This window comes from Paenibacillus sp. OAS669 (assembly GCF_014873645.1).
Taxonomy (GTDB): Bacteria; Bacillota; Bacilli; order Paenibacillales; family NBRC-103111; genus Paenibacillus_S; species Paenibacillus_S vulneris.
This window is the reverse complement of record NZ_JADBDR010000015.1, coordinates 20,392-33,715: the sequence shown is the minus strand read 5'-3', so window position 1 is coordinate 33,715 and position 13,324 is coordinate 20,392. Positions and strand designations below refer to the sequence as shown.

The following is a 13,324-nucleotide window of genomic DNA, read 5'->3' as shown; positions in this document are numbered from 1 at the left end:
TAGGATCGGCGAGGGTATTTTTTTGGTGGATGCGACTTAATATAAAACTTTTCTTTTTTTCATAGTTGTGAGAAAATTGATAGGAAGCAACAAATAGCGAGCGTGTTCAATCGGAGCACGCACTTGCCATAATTGGATTATTACTTTGAATGAGGTGACCCTAAAGTGCAACCTAAGAAAAACATTGTCCATCTGCCGGTCTACAAACCGGGCAAGCCTATGGAAGAAGTAAAGCGTGAACTGGGCTTGACGGAAGTCATCAAGCTGGCTTCTAACGAAAATCCGTTCGGGTCTTCTCCTAAAGTAAAAGAGGCGATCCTCTCGCTGCTCGATCAAACGAGCATTTATCCGGACGGCGGAGCCGTTGATCTGACGAAGGCGGTAGCAGACCATTTCGGAGTAGAAACGAACCAGGTTATTTTCGGAGCGGGATCTGACGAAATCATTTTGATGCTGGCCCGCGCCTTTTTCGTACCGGGTGATGAAACCATCATGGCTACGCCTACCTTCCCGCAATACAAGCACAATGCCGAGATTGAGGGAGCTGTTTGCATAGAAGTGCCTTGCATCGACGGGTTTCAGGACCTGAAGGGCATGCTGGCCAAAGTCAATGAACGTACCAAAATTATTTGGCTGTGCAACCCTAACAATCCTACAGGAACGATGCATTCCCATCAAGAGGTGGTTGACTTTATTAATGCCGTTCCGCCTCATGTGCTGATCGTGCTGGACGAAGCTTATGCGGAATACAACGTGAGCGGTGAATACCCTGACAGCATCGGTCTTATCAAGCAATACAAAAATGTCATCAGTCTTCGCACCTTCTCTAAAATTTACGGATTGGCTTCTCTTCGCATCGGTTACGGTATCGGTCATCCAGATGTGATTAAATCGATCAATCAAGTTCGCGAGCCGTTCAATACAACAAGCTTTGCGCAAAAAGCTGCTTTAGCCGCTCTTGCAGATGAGCAGTTTATAGAGGATTGCCGTCAAGCCAATGCGGCTGGCATTAAGTACTTATCGGCTCAATTTGATCAAATGAAGCTGAATTACTATCCTGCACACGGCAACTTTATTATGGTTGATGTAGAGCGTCCGGGAGGCCAAGTGTTCGAGGCCATGCTCCGCAAGGGTGTAATCGTGCGCCACGATCCGGGTTGGGGTATGCCGACCATGCTCCGCGTTACGGTGGGCAGCCAAGAGCAAAACGAGAAGTTTATCCGCGCACTGCAAGAGACACTTGAAGAAGTGGCTGTTATCGCTTAATATCTTCACACTGCACTGCTTTAGTGTCTGTTAGCAAATTCAAAGAAGGAAGCTATTCATGACGAAAATCGCTATTTTTGGCGTGGGACTCATTGGAGGGTCCTTAGCGCTTTGTTTTAAAGGCAAGCCTGGAATTACGGTGGTGGGTCATTCTCCGAACCAAGCATCGGTGGAACGTTATTTAAAACGCCAAGTGGTTGACCATGCGACTACTTCCATGGAAGAGGCCGTAAAGGACGCCGATTTCATCTTTATCTGTGTGCCTGTCGGTAATTTGGAAGAATACTTGGCCAAGATCGCCAAGCTTCCTTTAAAACCGGGCTGCATTATTACGGATGCAGGAAGCACCAAGGCGTCCATCTCGTCCTTCGCCTCTACGTTGAAGCTGAAGGATGCTTACTTCATTGGAGGACATCCGATGGCAGGGAAGGAGAAGTCTGGTGCGGAAGCGGCGACGTCGCATTTGTACGAGAATGCCTTCTATGTACTGACTCCGGATGAAACCATTCCGGACGAAGTGTACAACCGTCTGGCGGAGCTGCTTCAATGGACTCGCGCGCACCTGGTCAAGCTGAATCCCAAGCTGCATGATGAAGTGGTCGGGGCTATCAGCCACTTGCCGCATATCATCGCGGTTGCGCTGGTGAATCAGATCGCCGGCTACAACGAGTCGAACGAGTACTATCAAAATTTGGCCGCTGGAGGTTTCAGGGACATTACCCGCATAGCGTCTAGTGACCCGATTGTCTGGCGCGACATCTTAAGCGACAACAGAGAAGTGATCCTGCGGCTGCTGGAGGATTGGAACTCGGAGATTGCACGGTTTATAGAGCAGCTGAGGCAAAACGACCGTGAGGGGATAGAGGAACAGTTCCGCCGTGCCAATAAGTTTCGCTCCGCATTGCCGGAGAGACGCAAGGGCGTGCTGACCTCCGTGTATGAAGTTTATGTTGACGTACCGGATCATCCGGGTATCATCGGTCAAATTACTACACTGCTTGGGAATCACCGGATCAACCTCAGCAATATTCAAATCATTGAAAGCAGAGAGGACATCCCGGGGGTCCTTCGGTTGTCTTTCCGTGAGGAATACCACATGGATAAGGCTATCGAGTTATTGAAAGAAGAGAACTACGCGGTTCACGTGTAGTTCTCTTTTTTTCTAAAAATAAAATAAAACGTTTTCAAAAAAGTATTGACATTTTGAAAACGTATACATATAATAAAAGTACAGTATGGTTTCTCTCCACTCCTATCCGAATAATGGCACTATGTGCAGCCACCTCATGCAGGTGGTTCTTTTTTTTGTGTTTATAACCATTTTTTCTAGTATAAGTAATAGAATAGGTAGTGGGTACATACACCTTTTTTTGGAAGTTATTCTGAAAGTTGTATGAAAGCTGTCGATTAAGCAGGATTTTTGACCAAGTTTACCGAATAAAATAATAAGGCTAAAAGTATTCCTAAAATTTTTTTAAAATACCGCAACTTTTTTACTCCCCCTACAGTAAAAACAAGTAGTATCACTGGGAGTAACCAGGAATCACAAGGAGGGTCGTACTAAATGACCGATTCCCAGTTGATCAGAGAGATCAAGGACGGCAACGTCCAATTATATGATGAGCTAATGCGTCGCTACGAACGGAAAATTCTTGCCTTTATCTATCACATGTTGAAGAGCGCCCAGATGGAATCGTTCGCGGAGGATTTATGCAATGAGACCTTCTATAAAGCGTACCGAAGCCTGCACTCCTTTCGTGAGGTGGAGGCGACCTTCTCTACATGGCTGTATACGATAGCAAGGAATACGGTGCTGAGCGAGCTGCGTAAAAATAAAAGTATCAAGGTATCTTTGGAAGAAAGCGGACATGAGCCTCATGCCGGGTCGGATGTGATGCCGGAATTGACGGTTCTTCGGAATGAGAAAGTGACGATGGTACGTGAGGCTATCAACAATTTGCCTGAGAAGCAGCGGTCCGCGCTTATCCTGCGCGAATACGACCAATTGGATTACCAGGAGATTGCCAATATCCTCGGGCAGACGGTGAGTTCGGTCAAATCCTTGCTGTTCAGAGCCAGAGCCAGTGTAAAGCTCCAATTGGAGCCATACTTTCTCGATCCGATCTTTGAGGAGTACGAAGGGATGAAACGATGATGAAGTGTGAAGATATTCAAGAGCTGCTGGGTACCTACTGGGATTTGCCTGAGCATGACTTAAAAAGACAATGTGTGGATGAGCATATTAAAACGTGCAGCTACTGCGCGATGGAATTTGAGATATGGCGCGAGAGCACGGAGCTGATTAAATCCGCGGCAGGCGCTGAAGAGCTGGCTGAGATTTCTACGCCGATTTCCCGCAATGTCATGAACCGCATCTATGAGGATGAATCCTGGAGGGTGCCGGTTAAGGATCGGATGTATGCCATCTCGTTTAAGCTGCGCAGGAATATTACGGCGGTCGTCGCGTTCTGCCTTGCCTTGTTTATTTTTTCATTCGTATACTCCATCACGCATCAAGCCGCACCGGAAATGACTGCTTCCACGTCAGGCTCTGCCGTATTCGGGCGAATCGGGGATCCCGTCGTCGTCGCAGGAAGTCAATCGGATTCGATGAACGTACATACGATGCCTTCCGCGGTGGCTAGCTTAAAAGGGTTTAGCGAACCGTTCATGTATCAGGTAGGCCCGATCCATACGTTCAAGGACTACTTAATTTTCGTTTCGCTGTTAGGTCTTACCTGCACGCTGCTTATCATGAATTGGTTTTCCAGAACGAAATCATAGGTTCGAATGAGCTTCGCCCCGATGCCGGGGCGTTTGTCATCTTCAGAGAAAAAACGGAAAGTGAGAGGATAATTTGATTACATTAGGATTTATTCGGCACGGGACTACGGAATGGAATTTGGCAGGGAGAATGCAAGGCCAAATGGATACGGCTCTGGCTGAGGTGGGGATTCATCAGGCAAAGCTTCTGGCGGAGAGACTTAGGGGAGAGGCTTGGGACGGTATTGTAACGAGCGACTTGGTTCGGGCTCAGCAAACAGCGGAGACGATAGCGCGTACTACGGGTACCCCGATCCTAATGAGTGATATTCGTCTGCGTGAGCGATCCTTTGGACTGGTTGAAGGGACAACTCTGGAGGAACGGATTTCACGTTGGGGTGAAGGATGGAGGCAGGCTGATCTGGGGATGGAACCGGATGAGGCGTTGTTAGCCCGGTGGCACTCTTTTATGGAAGAGCTGCTGGCGAACCATGCTGGTAAACGAATTCTGATCGTCAGTCACGGAGGCTATATAGCCCCTGTTGTTGAGATGATGCTGGGCCAACCGATCGAAGAGCATTTGAGCAACACCTCGCTTACGATTGTGGAAGGCCTTCCGAAGAATTGGACCTGCACATTATTGAACTGTACAAACCATTTGAATCCATGACGAAATTTTAGAACGAGGCTCTGATAACGCTCCTAGCTAAGGGGGCGTTTTTTTGTTTTTCAATAGAGATGAATTTTTCTCAGAATATGCGTTTTAAAAACGGAACATCTTCCCATAATGGTACTAAGCCTATTTTGGAGGTGTGGTGCCATGAATTTAGCAGATATGTTGAGTTATGCGGATATTCACGAGTTGAGCCGGATCGCTAATACGTACAACTGCGATTGCAACGGCCACTCCAAAAATGAGCTGATCCAGTCCATCTTGTCGACGGTCAATCGAAGGGAGATATTTGAGCGTCAGGTTATAGATCTGTCCATCGAGGACGTTCGATTCTTAAATTCTCTAATCTTTGATCAGCGGGGATCCTTTAGTCTGGAAGAGCTTATTGCGCGAGTGCAGCAAAGCCGGTTCTCGAAGGATGAAGATGAGATGTGGAACCCCAGGGACATGATCTCCCGATTTAAGCAGCGGGGATGGCTTTTCAACGGATATTCTCAAAACACCCGCTATTTGTTCCAGGTGCCTGCCGATCTTAAACGAAGATTTAGCGAAGCCTTGGCCAAGCAGTTTCGCCAGCAGCTCGTGAAATCCAATGAACCCATCGTATACCGGGACGAGCAGAAGCTGCTGATCGACGACATCTATCATTTTCTCCATTACGTGCAGCAGAATGAAGCGATTTTGACATCGGATACCACGCTGTACAAGAGGCAGCTTCAGCAGATTCTCGACCGTTTTTCAGTAAAGGAGGAGCCGGTTGGCAAAACAGCTTGGCGCTTCGGTTACGGACGATTTTTCAAGGATTACCCGAATCGGTTCTCCCTCATCTATGATTACTGCTATTATGCTGAACTGATAACAGAGCACAACCAGGTACTGGCCTTAAGTGAAAAAGGGGCGAGTCGAGTAGCTCACGGGCAAAAGGAAGATATCCTGCAGGTATACAAGTTTTGGCTGCGGTTATACAAGAATGCGATTCCTAACCTGCAATCCCTTGTGTACTGGATCGAAAAGCTTGCGCCGAGCTGGGTAACTCTAGCTTCCGTAAAAACAGTCCTGCTGCCGTTAGTTCGTCCTTTCTATTACGATACTCCCGATTCCATACTGGAACAGAGAATATTACAAATGATGATGCACCTGGGGCTGCTTCGTATCGGCGAGACGGAGGAAGACGGGACCGTGATTCAAATGTCCAAGCTAGGAAGCAGCGTTGTTCAAGGGATTTATGTGAATGAAGAGGATAAAGTCGCCCTTCCGTTCGATAGTCGCGAGAGCCTGAGCTAGTCATTAGACTAATTTTCGCCAACAGGCTGCGGGTTCATTAGGATCAAAGGATCAATCAGGGTAAGGCGCCTCAATTGTTCTCGGCAAACCCGAATAGGTAAAGACACATTCATCAGGATGGGGGCTATTGTACTTAACGGAGGCGGCGCTCATGAATATGCTTTAGTAGGGGCAGTTTCGTTAAGGCAGGAGAAGCGGCATTCTCCTCTTACCCTTTCATCAGGCTCACGGAAAATTGGTACTAGAGCTGCGGCTATGATGTCTGCGGCGAATCAAGCGGCCGGTGGGCAGCTGTGTGAAGAAAAGCATCGAAAAAAAGACAACATGTGAGGCCAAAAGCGTAAAAATAGTTGAAATGCGGACCGGTTTGGAGGTAGGTTCTATGGGCAAAATGAATGTTTCCAATGATATGATGCTGGGCTTGTTTGCGGAGATGGTTCTTGATGAAGCCATACGCAAATACAAGGAGCAGTATTTGTACAGAGAGATTGATATAGCTTTGGCAAAGGGAGACGAAGTTTCGTTTCTAGCCCTCACTACAGAACTGAAATCGCTCAATGCACATGGTCAATAAAACGAAGCACCTTGGCCTGAATTATGACATTTTTTTGAAAGGCATGTGAAGATGATTCATATGTCTTTTTTTTGTGTTATGGTGAGTTGGAACTAATTGAACGCGGAGGCGAATGGAATGAAGTTTAGCGATGTGGAAAGTGCATCTTGGGAAGAACTGCGCCCCTATGTGGATACGTGTCTGCTTCCGGTAACCGGCCTGACAGGCAGTGAGCAGCCTTGGGAGGCGACCCAGGCGCTGGAAAAGCTGAGGGATGCGCTGGATTGCTTTGAGATTCCGTACAAGGGGCGCGTGTTGACCTATCCCGCTTTTCATTATATAGAAGGAGAAGAAGGTAAACGGCTTCTTATAAACGTCTGTGAAAGGTTAAAACAAAGCTTTCCTTACTTGATTCTCGTATCGGCCTCGAACGGGATTCAACTGCCCGAGAGCGGGGAAGCATTCGATTTGGCATTTATACTTACTCCGGAGCAGTTGGGTGAATCTTCGGCGGAAGTGAAGCAGAACATTGCCTTGCAGCTGCAAAGTTTATGGGCGCAGAAGTAAGGGTTGCACGTAGTGTATGATTGGTTACATTTTTGCTAATTCTAAGTAACGGGACAAAGAAAAATTTCTTTGTGAACAGATGTGACAATTTCGTTAAATGTTACTACTGGGACAAGAATTGATGGCTCGAAATGGAAGTTGACATTCTTGACGCACCTAGAGTCGTAAGCTATTATTAGTAATGTCCTAGTATGTGGTGTAAAGTTATGTCGAACGACGTGATATATGTTGCAAAAGGGGGTAGAACGAGAATGAGTGAGCACAATAGCCATGATGCGCAGCATCAGGGAGAGAGACCAGTGAAACGTCGCGAGATGTCCCGCAGACAGTTCCTGTCCTATACCCTTGGTGGTGCTTCAGCTTTCATGGGCGCCGGAATGATTGTTCCTATGCTACGATTTGCTGTCGATCCGGTACTTCAACCGAAAACACAAGCTGCTTGGGTTAAAGTAGTTGAAGAATCAAAGATTGCAAGCGAACCTAAATCCTTCAAATTTAAAGTGCATCAGATTGACGGCTGGTATGAGAGCGACGTTGAGCTGGAAGCTTGGATTGCGAAGGATAAAGATGGCAATATCTTCGCATTGAATCCAACCTGTAAGCATCTTGGATGTACGGTTAACTGGAATGCAAATCCGGAGTTTAAGGACCAGTACTTTTGTCCATGCCACGGCGCACACTATACAGTAGACGGTAAAAACCTCGCTGTTGCGCCATTGCCTTTGGACCAATACGATCTGAAGGTTGAGAACGGCTTTGTTTATTTAGGACAACTTGGTCCTAACAAAAGGGTGAAATAAGGAGGCGTAACATCGGATGTTTAAAGCTATGTATAACTGGATTGATGAACGTCTTGATATCACGCCGATGTGGAGAGATGTGGCCGATCACGAGGTTCCTGAACACGTTAACCCGGCACACCATTTTTCCGCATTTGTTTATTGCTTCGGTGGATTGACGTTTTTTATTACGGTTATTCAAATTTTGTCCGGGATGTTCTTGACGATGTATTACGTACCGGATATTATCAACGCTTACGCGAGTGTTGACTATCTCCAGCATAAAGTAGCATTCGGCGTTATTGTACGCGGTATGCACCACTGGGGAGCGAGTTTGGTTATCGTAATGATGTTCTTACATACGCTTCGCGTGTTCTTCACAGGCTCCTATAAAGCGCCACGCGAAATGAACTGGGTTGTCGGTGTGCTTATCTTCTTCGTCATGTTGGGTCTTGGTTTCACAGGATACCTCCTGCCTTGGGATAACAAAGCATACTTCGCAACACAAGTAGGTATCAAAATTGCCGCTTCTGCACCTTATATCGGCGATTACATCAAAACCTTCCTGCAAGGTGGAGAGATTGTCGGAGCTCAGACCTTGACTAGATTCTTTGCATTGCACGTGTTCTTCTTGCCAGGCGTGCTGTTGGCATTGCTGGCGGGACACTTCTTTATGATTCGTAAGCAAGGGATTTCCGGTCCGCTTTAATGAGATATCGCAGTACATAAGATCGTCCTCTATGGTCGGTCGCTTGTGCTGTCACGGTGATTGTTCTTGCGTGCAGAGAGCTGTCTGACGCTCAGCCAGAGCCGACCCAGCTTTCTGACACAAAAAGAAGTAAGTAAGGAGGGGCGAAATTGGCACACGGCCATAAGTCTGACGAAAAAATCGTTTATGTAGGAGATTCGCGCGTTCGCGCTAAATCTTCCTCAATGAGTCAACCGGATTACTCGGCCTTCCCTGGGAAATCCGAGGTGTTCATCCCGAACTTCTTGTTAAAAGAATGGATGGTTGGGGTCGTTGTACTTGTTGGGATCTTGGTGTTAGTTGTGTCTGATCCGGCTCCGCTCGGATATCCTGCGGATCCGACCAATACGCAATTTATTCCGATGCCTGACTGGTACTTCCTGTTTATGTACCAACTGTTGAAATACCCGTATACTTCGGATCAATTCGTCGTATTCGGTACGTTGATCGTTCCAGCCATCATGTTCGGCGGTTTGATGGTTGCTCCTTTCCTGGATACAGGAAAAGAAAGACGCTTCTACAAACGTCCGATCGCTTCAACGTTGATGTTCTTAACTCTTATCGCTTGTACTTATTTGACGGTTGTTTCTTGGACGCACTATGAGCATGAAATGAAGGAAAAGAATATGGTTCCTGAGCACATTAAGCGTGAAGAAGAACTGCATGCCGGCAAAGGGGAAAGCGGCGGAGGCGGAGCTAAGAAGCCTGCGGCAGCGGCTGCTATCGTTGCTCCTGATGATCCTGGCGCTGAGCTGTACAAGAAAGCGACTTGCGTAGCTTGTCATGGCGGCGAATTGAAAGGGATGCCTTCTTCCGGAATCCCTGCATTGCGCGGTGTCGGAGATAAGCACAGCCAAGAAGAGATCATGAACATCATTAAAAAAGGGCAAGGCAACATGTCCGCACAATATGATGAAAATATCAAAAAAGGCTTGACTGACGCAGACATCAACAAGGTGGCTGAATGGTTGGCTAAGCAGAAGAAAGAATAGTTTAGAGACCTGACCGTTGCTTGCGGTCAGGTCTTTTTACGGCATTAGTAGGTTCAACTTCTCTAATTAAATGACCTCAATTTTGAATACAAGCAATGCATATGTGCGGGAGGTAACCCAATGCTTAGCATGTCGCTTCGAACCTATTTTTCCAAGGCTTTCCTGGGGAGCCGATTTATGCTTTGGTCGTTGTTCTGGATCAACTTTCTGGGTACGATTTATGGCTATGAATGGTACTGGAAACAAATGGAATATACAATAGAGAATATGTCTGCAGCCTACCTTCCTTTTGTCCCGGATAGCCCGACTGCAAGCTTGTTCTTTACGGGAACTCTCGTCTATCTTCTTGTGGATTCCTATAAGGGAAGGATAGCTGAACCTAAGCAAAGTGCAATCCGAAGCTTTGTTGAAGCGTTTGCAGTCATTACTTCCTTTAAATATGGAACATGGGCTGTCACTATGATATGGGCAGGAGTGTACCAAGGAAGTGAAGTCAGCTGGCAGGATTGGATGCTGACAATATCCCATCTTGGAATGGCTGCCGAGGCGTTGTTATACTTGAGATTGTACACGTATCGTGTTTGGCCGATCCTGCTTGTGGGCATATGGGCACTGTGTAATGATTATATGGACTATGTTGAAGGTGTATTTCCTTGGCTGCCTGAAACCTTGATGGACGATCTACCTGCCGTTGCTTCATTTACAATTGAATTAAGCTTCGTTAGTATCATTGTTGCGTTCATCATCTATAAGATAAGACAAGTTTTAGCTAAACGAGAGGTCTAAATGTGGACATCCCTCCATAGGATGATGGTAGGAGGGATGTCCAATGTTGTTTAATCGTGCATGGAAAGGCATTGGCCTCATGCTGGTTATGCTCTTATGTATTCAGCTGCTGGCAGGATGTCTGCAAACGGACAAGCCAAAGCAGGAGTCTATCGAACCTAAGCCTTCCACAGAACAGCTGGAGAGGGTTGATCTGCTTAATCAAACAGCAGATGAAATGTACAAAAAGGTTATGCAGGGGGATATAACGGGAGGCCGTACGGTTATTCAGCAAGTTAGCGACTTGGTGACAACCATTCGCTATGAAGGTTTAACGACGCTAGAAGGGCTGAATGCCTTAACCGAAGCTGTCGCTCAAGGGAAACGATTATTGAATTCTACCCGCTATTCTTCTGATGAAGGGGTCGTCGCAGCTGCACAAATCCGATTGGCTGCGGATGCTCTGTCACATCCTGAGCAGCCGATGTGGCTTCAGTATTACAAGCTGCTGAAGGAAGATCTGAATGGAATCGAGCAGGCAGCAAAAAGCGAGAAGCTGGCCGACTTCAAGAAAGACGTCGGAAGCTTTGAACGGCATATTTCCATCATTCATCCAAGCCTTCTCATTAGCCGGGATCCGACTGATGTAGAGAAGCTGGATTCCCTGGTAACGTTTGTTGCAGGACAGATTAAGACGGAGCAATCCCCGTACCAACCGATAGTGAATTTGCTGCCGGCCATTCATCAAATCATAGACAAGCTGTTTTTGAAGAAGGATACAACCGCGTTCCTACCGATAGTGGACGATAAAAATCCGATATTATGGACTTTTGTCATGGCTTCCGTCATTATGGCTGCCCTCGGCTTTGCAGGCTGGCGGTTGTCTAAAAAAGACAACGGTATGGTTCTTGTCAGAAGAAAGGAAGAGAGATAAACGTTACTCCGGCTTAAAGCCTTCACCGACTACGTCGTGTACCTCGTTAATGATGATAAAAGCGCGAGGATCGATGGAACGGGCGAGGTCTTTAAGCTTTTTCATTTCTTGACGGTACACCACGCAGTAAACCATATGCTTATGTGTTTTGGAGAAAGCTCCTACTGCTGGAATCAAGGTCGCTCCACGATCCATGGTTTCTGTTATTTTGGCGGCAATTTCCTCCGCTTGATCGGTTATGATAGTAAATGCTCTTGCCGCGTAAGCTCCCTCGATAATGATGTCGATAACTTTGGATGTAATAAAAACGACCACGAAGGTGTACAATATTTTTTCCTTCGGAATGAAGAAGAAGGACGAGCCGATGACAAGACAATCAAAGGCAAGCACCACTTGGCCCATGCTCCAGCCCAAGTACCTTTTACCGATGGTCGCTATAATATCCGACCCTCCTGTTGTACCCCCGTTCCGAAACACCAAGCCTAATCCAACTCCCAAGGTTACCCCTGCGTAAGCTGTAGCCAGAAAGTAATCGTGCTCAGAGCGAAAAGGAACGAGCCACCCGCTGTGAATCAGCTGTTCCATTATCCATAGAAAAAAGGAAAGAGAGACCGTTCCGACGATCGTATTGATCATGGTCTGCTTGCCGAGCACCTTAAGTCCAACATAAAATAAGGGGATGTTAATGACCAGCGTTGTAAGAGAAGGCGGGAAGTGAAAAATATAGTTTAGCAGCAGCGCAATGCCTGTGATTCCACCTTCCATCAATTCGTTGGAAATGACAAAATAATGCAAGCCGAACGCATAAATGGCTGTACCCAGCATGATAGGCAAGAAGCTCTTTGCCCTCTGAATCAGGTTTTCGGATACCATAAAAACATAGCCTCCCTGGCATAAAATGATCGATAAGTGCCTTCTTCTGCTGCAAGATTTTATCTAGTATACCTTATCTTTTGGCAAAAAAAAATTTGTCATCCCTAGATGTTTGCGATAACATGGTAATTGGAATCAATATGTAGTATGGTATGGATATAGTTATGGACAAGGCTGGTGAGGATGACAAAATGGCAGAACGTTCGTTGAAAGAGCTGCAGCAAGAAGTGGACCGCTACATATCGCAATTTAAAGAAGGATATTTCAGCCCTCTCTCCATGCTTGCACGTATGACGGAAGAAGTAGGCGAGCTGGCCCGTGAGGTGAATCACCAATTCGGTGAAAAGCCCAAAAAGGCGTCAGAAGAGGATAATTCCATTGAATTGGAGCTTGGAGATATTTTGTTTATAACCATCTGCTTCGCGAATTCTCTTGGCATTGATCTGACAGAGGCACATGATAAGATCATGCATAAATTTCAGACCCGAGATGCGAACCGATGGACGAAAATAAACACCGATAACGAGTAAGGGTCATATGCTGTACCATCACCTTTTTCATAAAGGAGGGTGGGGCAGTTGAACGGAAAAGAGCTGATCAAGAAAGCGTACGAAGCCATTCTAAACCATGACTTTGAACTGGCAATGGAATGGTTTGATCAGGCGATAGCATTGGAGCCTGACAACGCCTCTTATCATTATAGATTGTCTATTACTTATGCCAGAAGCAACAAGTTAAGTAAAGCGATCGAGCATGCCGAACAGGCAATCCGATTGGACCCTGAGGAGGAGCACTATCATTACCACCTTCAGCATTTAAAGGCCAAGGAGATCGTTCAGAAAGCGGAGCTATATATAGATGATTCCGAAGATAAAGCCTGGATAGCCATCGCTTTGTTAAAGCAGGCTGTGGCTTTGGATTCCTTGTCCTCGGAAGCGTATTTGATACTGGGGATTGCCTATTCGCATGTGAAGGAGTACAGCTTGGCCATTCAGGCCATAAGAGAGCTATTGAAGCTGGATCCGCAGCATGAAATGGGAATTGAACTGCTGGAGCAGTACAGACAACAATTGAAGCAATATATGAAATCATAGCGGCAACTTATTATGGGTGAATGAAAGGAAAGA

General features: G+C 46.5%; 16 protein-coding genes. 15 read left to right on the top strand and 1 reads right to left on the bottom strand.

All coding sequences use genetic code 11. From position 1 onward, the window contains the following. The first annotated feature begins 165 nt into the window (after positions 1–165). The 13 genes from hisC to GGC63_RS26275 all read left to right on the top strand — a co-directional run bounded on the left by hisC (position 166) and on the right by GGC63_RS26275 (position 11,324). Positions 166–1,266: a histidinol-phosphate transaminase gene (hisC, locus tag GGC63_RS26335; protein ID WP_079910672.1), complete on the top strand. Its 1,101-nt coding sequence runs from the start codon at positions 166–168 to the stop codon at positions 1,264–1,266. A gap of 58 nt (positions 1,267–1,324) precedes the next feature. Further along, positions 1,325–2,416 (top strand): prephenate dehydrogenase, encoded by a 1,092-nt coding sequence (locus tag GGC63_RS26330; RefSeq protein ID WP_192704863.1) that lies wholly within the window; start codon positions 1,325–1,327, stop codon positions 2,414–2,416. Between the two features lie 414 nt (positions 2,417–2,830). Beyond that, entirely contained in the window at positions 2,831–3,421 is a 591-nt protein-coding gene (locus GGC63_RS26325) for an RNA polymerase sigma factor (RefSeq protein WP_079910670.1), read from the top strand. Next, complete coding sequence (locus tag GGC63_RS26320; protein ID WP_225948518.1) at positions 3,418–4,050, top strand: anti-sigma factor family protein; 633 nt, start codon at positions 3,418–3,420, stop codon at positions 4,048–4,050. The genes GGC63_RS26325 and GGC63_RS26320 overlap by 4 nt, the downstream gene beginning before the upstream one ends. Before the next feature lie 73 nt (positions 4,051–4,123). Then, positions 4,124–4,699, top strand: coding sequence for a histidine phosphatase family protein (locus tag GGC63_RS26315; RefSeq protein WP_192704862.1), 576 nt, complete (start codon positions 4,124–4,126; stop codon positions 4,697–4,699). 150 nt (positions 4,700–4,849) lie between these two features. After that, positions 4,850–5,986: a hypothetical protein gene (locus tag GGC63_RS26310; RefSeq protein ID WP_192704861.1), complete on the top strand. Its 1,137-nt coding sequence runs from the start codon at positions 4,850–4,852 to the stop codon at positions 5,984–5,986. Positions 5,987–6,368: 382 nt separating this feature from the next. Further along, positions 6,369–6,560 carry an IDEAL domain-containing protein gene (locus GGC63_RS26305; RefSeq protein ID WP_079911043.1) on the top strand — a complete coding sequence of 64 codons (192 nt, stop codon included), beginning with the start codon at positions 6,369–6,371 and terminating at the stop codon, positions 6,558–6,560. A gap of 117 nt (positions 6,561–6,677) precedes the next feature. Further along, entirely contained in the window at positions 6,678–7,106 is a 429-nt protein-coding gene (locus GGC63_RS26300; RefSeq protein WP_192704860.1) for a DUF2487 family protein, read from the top strand. 251 nt (positions 7,107–7,357) lie between these two features. Beyond that, positions 7,358–7,906: a ubiquinol-cytochrome c reductase iron-sulfur subunit gene (locus GGC63_RS26295; RefSeq protein ID WP_079910666.1), complete on the top strand. Its 549-nt coding sequence runs from the start codon at positions 7,358–7,360 to the stop codon at positions 7,904–7,906. Between the two features lie 16 nt (positions 7,907–7,922). Next, positions 7,923–8,594, top strand: coding sequence for a menaquinol-cytochrome c reductase cytochrome b subunit (gene qcrB / locus GGC63_RS26290; RefSeq protein ID WP_079910665.1), 672 nt, complete (start codon positions 7,923–7,925; stop codon positions 8,592–8,594). 149 nt (positions 8,595–8,743) lie between these two features. Continuing rightward, positions 8,744–9,625, top strand: coding sequence for a menaquinol-cytochrome c reductase cytochrome b/c subunit (locus GGC63_RS26285; RefSeq protein WP_079910664.1), 882 nt, complete (start codon positions 8,744–8,746; stop codon positions 9,623–9,625). Between the two features lie 120 nt (positions 9,626–9,745). After that, on the top strand, positions 9,746–10,411 hold the full coding sequence (locus GGC63_RS26280) for a DUF1405 domain-containing protein (protein WP_318781127.1): 666 nt from the start codon (positions 9,746–9,748) through the stop codon (positions 10,409–10,411). A 43-nt stretch (positions 10,412–10,454) separates the two neighbouring features. After that, complete coding sequence (locus tag GGC63_RS26275) at positions 10,455–11,324, top strand: sporulation protein YpjB (RefSeq protein WP_192704859.1); 870 nt, start codon at positions 10,455–10,457, stop codon at positions 11,322–11,324. 3 nt (positions 11,325–11,327) lie between these two features. Here the strand turns inward: GGC63_RS26275 and GGC63_RS26270 are convergent, their stop codons facing one another. Beyond that, positions 11,328–12,197 (bottom strand): YitT family protein, encoded by an 870-nt coding sequence (locus GGC63_RS26270; RefSeq protein ID WP_192704858.1) that lies wholly within the window; start codon positions 12,195–12,197, stop codon positions 11,328–11,330. A 191-nt stretch (positions 12,198–12,388) separates the two neighbouring features. Between GGC63_RS26270 and GGC63_RS26265 the strand changes: the two genes are divergently transcribed. After that, positions 12,389–12,727, top strand: coding sequence for a nucleotide pyrophosphohydrolase (locus GGC63_RS26265; protein WP_079910661.1), 339 nt, complete (start codon positions 12,389–12,391; stop codon positions 12,725–12,727). A 39-nt stretch (positions 12,728–12,766) separates the two neighbouring features. Continuing rightward, complete coding sequence (locus GGC63_RS26260; protein WP_318781126.1) at positions 12,767–13,291, top strand: tetratricopeptide repeat protein; 525 nt, start codon at positions 12,767–12,769, stop codon at positions 13,289–13,291. The last annotated feature ends 33 nt before the right edge of the window (positions 13,292–13,324 follow it).

Coding starts and splice junctions, on each gene's coding strand:
- GGC63_RS26330 (WP_192704863.1), top strand. CDS start 1,325: ATGACGAAAATCGCTATTTTTGGCGTGGGACTCATTGGAGGGTCCTTA.
- GGC63_RS26325 (WP_079910670.1), top strand. CDS start 2,831: ATGACCGATTCCCAGTTGATCAGAGAGATCAAGGACGGCAACGTCCAA.
- GGC63_RS26320 (WP_225948518.1), top strand. CDS start 3,418: ATGATGAAGTGTGAAGATATTCAAGAGCTGCTGGGTACCTACTGGGAT.
- GGC63_RS26310 (WP_192704861.1), top strand. CDS start 4,850: ATGAATTTAGCAGATATGTTGAGTTATGCGGATATTCACGAGTTGAGC.
- GGC63_RS26305 (WP_079911043.1), top strand. CDS start 6,369: ATGGGCAAAATGAATGTTTCCAATGATATGATGCTGGGCTTGTTTGCG.
- GGC63_RS26300 (WP_192704860.1), top strand. CDS start 6,678: ATGAAGTTTAGCGATGTGGAAAGTGCATCTTGGGAAGAACTGCGCCCC.
- GGC63_RS26295 (WP_079910666.1), top strand. CDS start 7,358: ATGAGTGAGCACAATAGCCATGATGCGCAGCATCAGGGAGAGAGACCA.
- qcrB (WP_079910665.1), top strand. CDS start 7,923: ATGTTTAAAGCTATGTATAACTGGATTGATGAACGTCTTGATATCACG.
- GGC63_RS26280 (WP_318781127.1), top strand. CDS start 9,746: ATGCTTAGCATGTCGCTTCGAACCTATTTTTCCAAGGCTTTCCTGGGG.
- GGC63_RS26275 (WP_192704859.1), top strand. CDS start 10,455: ATGTTGTTTAATCGTGCATGGAAAGGCATTGGCCTCATGCTGGTTATG.
- GGC63_RS26270 (WP_192704858.1), bottom strand. CDS start 12,197: ATGGTATCCGAAAACCTGATTCAGAGGGCAAAGAGCTTCTTGCCTATC.
- GGC63_RS26265 (WP_079910661.1), top strand. CDS start 12,389: ATGGCAGAACGTTCGTTGAAAGAGCTGCAGCAAGAAGTGGACCGCTAC.